The sequence below is a fragment of the Actinomycetota bacterium genome (genome assembly GCA_005888325.1).
Classification (GTDB): Bacteria; Actinomycetota; Acidimicrobiia; order Acidimicrobiales; family AC-14; genus AC-14.
In genome coordinates this window covers 1-5,481 of the sequence record VAWU01000075.1, presented here as the reverse complement: position 1 = coordinate 5,481, position 5,481 = coordinate 1, and the positions used below count along the sequence as shown (strand labels likewise).

Genomic DNA, 5,481 nt, shown 5'->3' with positions numbered 1-5,481 from the left:
CGGCCAGATAGTCGCTCAGCTTGCGCGGTGTGCCGGTCTGGTCGGGAAGCTCGAAGTCGGGTGCCTTGTCGCCGGTCTTCACGTACCCGGGACACTAGTGGCACGGATCGAGTGATCGCGCCGCTTCGACACCACCCAGTTCGCCCGGCTCCGACTCGGGGCGATGTGCTCGTGCAGGTTCACGCCGTTGATCTCGTGCCAGGTCCACTCCGCGATGTCGCGCTGTTGGTCCGGTGTCATTCCCGCGAGCCCCCGGTAGAAGGAGGTCTCGTCCGCCATCGCCGCCTCACACAACGCGAGGAACCGGTCGACGAACCAGATCCGCATGTCGGCCTCGTCGGCGTCGATGTAGACGGCCAGGTCGAGGTGCTCCACGACGGGCGACTGGAGCGCGTTGACCCCTTCGACGATGACGACGTCGGCGGGGCCGAGCACCTGCACCGCACCGGGCGCCCGGTCGTAGGTTGCATGGGAGTACACCGGTATCTCCACCCCCGGACTTCCCGCCTCCAGCGCGGCCAGGCACGCGTCGAAGGCCGGCACGTCGAAGCTCTCGGGAAACCCCTTGCGCATGCTGACGCCGCGCGCGTCGAGCTCTGCGTTCGGCAGCAGGAAGGCATCCGTGCACACCACCTCTACGCGGACCGACGCGGCCTCGAGGTGCTCGCGGACGACCGCGGCCGCGGTCGACTTCCCGACGCCCACGCCGCCGGCGATGCCCAGGAGCACGGGGGTCTTGGTTCTCCGGCGAGACACAACCTGCGCAGCCAGCGCTTGGTAGGCGTTCACGTCCGAGCGCAATTGCCGGCAGTGCTGCGGCGGTTCAGCGCTCGTTCCGGCGCCGGGCGCGACGCCGCTTCCGCCGCAACGACCTGACCACCACCGCGATCGCGAGCGCGCCGCTCGTCATCATCAGCCCGGGGTCGATCACCGGCACCCATCGCACCTGGCCGTCCTGCACGACGTAGGCGCCGATGGGCCACGTCACCAGCCCGTAGCCGCCACCCGAGCCCTTCTTCTGATTTGACTCCGGCTTGTCCGCCTTGTCCTTCCCCGGCTGGGCAGGCTCCTCGCCCTCACCGCCGCCACCTCCACCGAAGACGTAGGCGACGGGAATGAGGAGGATGCCGTCCTTCTCGAAGGCGGGCCCGAACGACTTGTGCCCGCTGATCGAGTCGCCGATCCGCCCGAGCAGGGCGGGCACATCGGTTCCGGTCATGCCAGCGCCCGTCGCAGCGCGTCGGCCGCCTCCGCGGTGGCCGGGCGGGCCGCTTCCACCATCGCACCCATGCTGAAGAACCCGTGGATCATGCCGTCGTAGCGGCTGACCTTGGCGGCGACATGGCCCTGCTGGAGCCGCGCCCCGTAGGCCTCACCCTCGTCGCGCAACGGGTCGAACTCGGCGGTGATGACGAGCGCAGGCGGGAGCCCGGACAGGTCGTCGGCGTAGATGGGTGAGACGAGCGGGTCCTTGGGATCGCCGTGGTCACCGAGGTAGAGCTCGACGAACCACTTCATCGAGTCGTCGGTGAGCAAGTACCCCTGGCCGTTGTGGCGCACCGACGGATAGGTCATCAGCGCGTCGGTGATCGGGTAGACGAGCAGCTGGAAGTGCACGGCCGGGCCGCCGCGGTCGCGGGCAGCGAGCGCCACGACCGCGGCCAGGTTGGCGCCGGCGCTGTCACCGCCCACCGCGACGCGCGTGGGGTCGACGCCGAGGTCGCCTGCCGCGGCGACCACCCACACGAGGGCGGCGAAGCAGTCGTCGACACCGCTCGGGTAGGGGTGCTCCGGCGCCAGCCGGTAGCCCACGCTCACCACCACGACGCCCGCTTGCACCGCGAGGTCACGACAGGTGCGGTCGCTGCCGTCGATGCTGCCCAGCACCCAGCCTCCGCCGTGGAACCACAGCAGCACGGGCTGCGGACCCGCCTCAGGGGTCGGCCGGTAGATGCGGACGGGCACGTCGCCCGCCGGGCCCGCGAACGTGCGGTCCTCCACGCGGGCCACCTCCGCCGCGGGCCCGCCCAGGGCGGCGAAGTTGTCGAGCAGGGCCCGCGCCGCGGTCACTCCCAGCTCCTGGATGGGTGGCCCGCCCAACGATGCGATCTGGTCGAGGATTGTCTTCAGCTGCGGGTCGAGCGCCATCGGCACACGCTATGACGCTACGGCGCCGGGCGCTGAACGACGGGGTCGTACAGGTGGGTGCAGTCGTTCAGGGTGACGAGGAGGCGCCGCCCCGCCCCCGCGAGGACCACGGTGACGCTCGTGTTCTCGATGAGGGCGAACCAGCTCGCCGTCGTCTCGAACGTCGCCGCCAGATAGCCGTTGATGACGCCGCCGTGGACGACAACCGCAACCGACTCGCCGCGGTGTTGCGCCGCGATCTCGCCGATCGCGCGGGTGACGCGCGTCCTCAGCGCGTCGTCTCCCTCGGAGCCGGGCACGAGGTCCCAGCGCCCGGAGCGGGCGAACACGAGCCACTCGGGGTCGCGCGCCTGCGCGCGGCGGCGGAACTCACCGCGTTCCCAGTCGCCCAGCCACACCTCGCGCAGATCCTTCCGCTGTTGTACGTCGAGGCCGTGCGCCTTCGCGAGGTAGCCGGCGGTCTGTACCGCGCGCGTCAGATCGGATGCATAGATCGCGGCGATGTCCTTGTGGTCCAACCGGCGCGCCAGCGCTTCGGCCTGACGATGGCCGATGTCGTGCAGCGGAGGGTCGAGGCTCTCGTCGGAACCGGGCACCACGTCGGCGGACCGGCCGTGACGGACGAGCAGCAGCTCGCATACCTGCTCCTCGTCGACGAGCGCGCCGGGCTGGGGGACCGCCTGTGACGACACGCGCCGGCTACCGCGGCTGCTTCGTGCGACCGACGTGCGCGTCGAGCCAGTCGTTCAACGGCTTGGCGGCGCGGAAGACGCCGACGACGCGCTGCCTGGCCGACGCGGTCCCCACCCACGGCGCCGGATCCCACGACTTGCTCATGGTCACGCCCTTGTGTCGCAGCAGGCGGATGCGCGGGTGGTCGACGGGATAGCCGGGCGGCGACCGCCGCAGGGCCTCACCGCCGATGTCGTAGCCCGCCTTCTCCAGCTCGGCCACGATGCGCTCGACGGGAGGACCGGTCTTGTCGCTCGCCACCGCCTTGCGGAACCGGTCGACCTGGTCCTTGGCCATCTGGTAGTAGCCCGACGCCGCGAAGAGCCCTTCGGCCGAGAGGGCCACGTAGTACACGGTGCCGCTGCCGTGGTTGAGCACCGCCCCTTGGGCGGTCTTGTACGGCGACTTGTCGGCCGCGAAGCGCACGTCGCGGTACGGGCGAAAGAGCTTGCCCGGGCCGAACTCCGGGGCGAGGTCGGTCATGAGCGCCTCGAACGGCGCCCGCACACTTTCCTCGTACAGCGTCTTGTGCTCGGTCCAGTAGGCCTTCGAGTTGTCGGCCTCCAGTCCCTCGTAGAAGTCGAACGCCTCGGCCGGCCAGCCCTTGAACGCAGCCACGGCCGCGCACGTTACCGGCTCGCGCCTTCCTGTTCTCGAAGCGGACCGGTCACACGACTACGGCAGCACGATCTCGGCCAGCAGCTCCATCGACCGGAGGAAGTCGGCGCGGTTGTTCCGCCACGGCACGGCCACCACGTGCTGAAGGCCGGCGGCCTCCCACTCGGCTCGCTCCCGTCGTATGCGGTCCGGGTCCATGCCCTGCGGGTCCCAGCCCGTGCGCAGCGAGATGGTGAACGATTCGTCCGGTCGGTCGCGGCGGATGCGCGCCACTGCGGCAGCCACACCATCGGTGTCGAGCCCGATGGCGTGGAAGCCGTCGCCGCGCGCCACCGCGCGGCGGTAGGTCGCGTCCGCGGATCCGCCCACCCAGATGGGGATGTCGTGGGCGGGCTTGGGCAGCACGCGGACGTCGTCGAACGCGTAGAACTCGCCCGCGAACGACGACGGGTCGTCCCGCCAGCACGAGCGCAGCGCGTCGATGATCTCGTCGGTCCGCCGCCCCCGGTTGTGGAACGGCTGTCCGAGCGCGTCGAACTCGGCCTCCGACCAACCCACGCCCACCGCGACGGTGACCCGCCCCCCGCTCAGCGCGTCGAGGCTGGCGAGCGCGTTCGCCAGCCAGAGCGGGTGGTACTGCGGCGCCACGAGCACGCTCGTGCCGAGCCCGATCGCCGTCGTCGCCGCCGCGCCCCACGCCATGCTCATCAGCGGGTCGAACAGATAGGGCGAGGGGTAGTCCTGCGCGGCGGGGACGATGATGTGGTCGCTCACCCACACATCGGCGAAGCCCAACTCCTCCGCCCGCTTCGCCGCGTCGCGGATTGCGTCGGGGCTGGCGGCGCGGCCGAACTGCGGCAGGTGGATGCCGATCTTCATCTCCCCTGTCTACCGCCCGCCACCCCGACGCGTTTGGTTGCCAAGTACCGCTCCACGCGTGCGATCGCGGCGTCGCAAATGCGCGCCTGTCGCTCCGCGATCGTGCCGGTGTCGTCGTCGGCTGGTCGCGTCGGTGGCGGTGGTCGCGGGTCCACGTCGGTGCCGTCGGGCTTGAGCCAGCGCCAGTGCCCGGGCCCGCCCTCCAACCGATAGCCCTCGTGCGTCTTCTGGGCGTGGTGGAACCGGCACAGGCGGGCCAGCGCGTCGAGCCTGGTGACGCGCGTCGCGCTCCACGGCTCGACGTGGTCGATCTCGAGCCCCACCCGCACGTGGCACGCGGGCACCACGCACTCGGGGTCGCGCACCTCGAGCGCGCTGCGCTGGTGCGCGGTGGGCCGTCGCCCCAGGTGGGCCACGGTGGAGACGTCGACCCCGTCGCTCACCACCGCGGTGACGAAGGCGTCGTCCAGCATCGAGCGCACCACGCGCACCGGCACCGGTCCCCCGCCCGCCACCTCACAGCGCTCGCCTGCTTCTGCCTTGCCTCGCAGGAGCGCGGCGTGGTCGATCACCACGTGCACCGTGTTGCGCGGTCGTGACGGCCCGGGGCCATTCCCGTCGCGTCCGGCCCGCGCCAGAGCGAGCAATGCATCGGCGCGGTAGGCGTCGAAGCCCTCCCGCCGGCCCTCGGCCCGGGCCTCGCGGAAGGCCTCGGCCTCGAAGGGCTCCAGCGCCACCAGCAGCTCGGCCAGCACCTCGGGGGTGAAGCGCCCCTCCAGGCGCCCGGCGCCGTCGGGATCGCTCCAATGTCGGAGCGAACGCGAGGCATGAATGGCGCGGTGACGCGCCATCTCGTCGGGCGCGGCCGCCGCCCTCACCTGCCGGCACTTGTCGCGCAGGCGCGTGAACCCATCACGACGCGCGACCTGCACCAGCTCCGCCTGAGCGCCTGGGTCGGCGCCGGCAGCCGACGCGATCTCGTTCGCCTGCGCCGCGGACAGCTCACCGGCGCGCACCGCGCGGTCCACCGCGGGCAGCTCGGGCAGGCGGGCCGCGGTCTCGAGCGTCGCCATCGCGCTGCCGGTGGAGGTGCCGCTGCGCCGG

Annotated in this window: 8 protein-coding genes; all 8 read right to left on the bottom strand. The window is 71.7% G+C overall.

What is annotated here, in order from left to right; genetic code table 11:
* On the bottom strand, positions 1-82 hold an 82-nt coding region (locus E6G06_21685; GenBank protein ID TML85819.1), incomplete at its 3' end, for a peroxiredoxin.
* A complete protein-coding gene (locus E6G06_21680) occupies positions 79-801 on the bottom strand; it encodes a type I pantothenate kinase (protein ID TML85818.1) in 723 nt (240 codons plus the stop codon). The genes E6G06_21685 and E6G06_21680, both read right to left, overlap by 4 nt.
* A 22-nt stretch (positions 802-823) precedes the next feature.
* Positions 824-1,219, bottom strand: coding sequence for a hypothetical protein (locus E6G06_21675; GenBank protein TML85817.1), 396 nt, complete (start codon positions 1,217-1,219; stop codon positions 824-826).
* The gene (locus tag E6G06_21670; protein TML85816.1) at positions 1,216-2,148 is read right to left on the bottom strand and encodes an alpha/beta hydrolase; all 933 of its coding nucleotides are present in this window, start codon (positions 2,146-2,148) and stop codon (positions 1,216-1,218) included. Before E6G06_21670 ends, E6G06_21675 begins: the two co-directional genes overlap by 4 nt.
* A 17-nt stretch (positions 2,149-2,165) precedes the next feature.
* Positions 2,166-2,840: a histidine phosphatase family protein gene (locus E6G06_21665; GenBank protein TML85815.1), complete on the bottom strand. Its 675-nt coding sequence runs from the start codon at positions 2,838-2,840 to the stop codon at positions 2,166-2,168.
* A gap of 7 nt (positions 2,841-2,847) precedes the next feature.
* Entirely contained in the window at positions 2,848-3,498 is a 651-nt protein-coding gene (locus tag E6G06_21660; GenBank protein TML85814.1) for a DUF2461 domain-containing protein, read from the bottom strand.
* Between the two features lie 57 nt (positions 3,499-3,555).
* Complete coding sequence (locus E6G06_21655; protein ID TML85813.1) at positions 3,556-4,377, bottom strand: TIGR03619 family F420-dependent LLM class oxidoreductase; 822 nt, start codon at positions 4,375-4,377, stop codon at positions 3,556-3,558.
* Positions 4,374-5,481: DUF222 domain-containing protein (locus tag E6G06_21650; GenBank protein TML85812.1), on the bottom strand; the 1,108-nt coding region annotated here is incomplete at its 5' end. The genes E6G06_21655 and E6G06_21650, both read right to left, overlap by 4 nt.

Coding starts and splice junctions, on each gene's coding strand:
- E6G06_21670 (TML85816.1), bottom strand. CDS start 2,148: ATGGCGCTCGACCCGCAGCTGAAGACAATCCTCGACCAGATCGCATCG.
- E6G06_21675 (TML85817.1), bottom strand. CDS start 1,219: ATGACCGGAACCGATGTGCCCGCCCTGCTCGGGCGGATCGGCGACTCG.
- E6G06_21655 (TML85813.1), bottom strand. CDS start 4,377: ATGAAGATCGGCATCCACCTGCCGCAGTTCGGCCGCGCCGCCAGCCCC.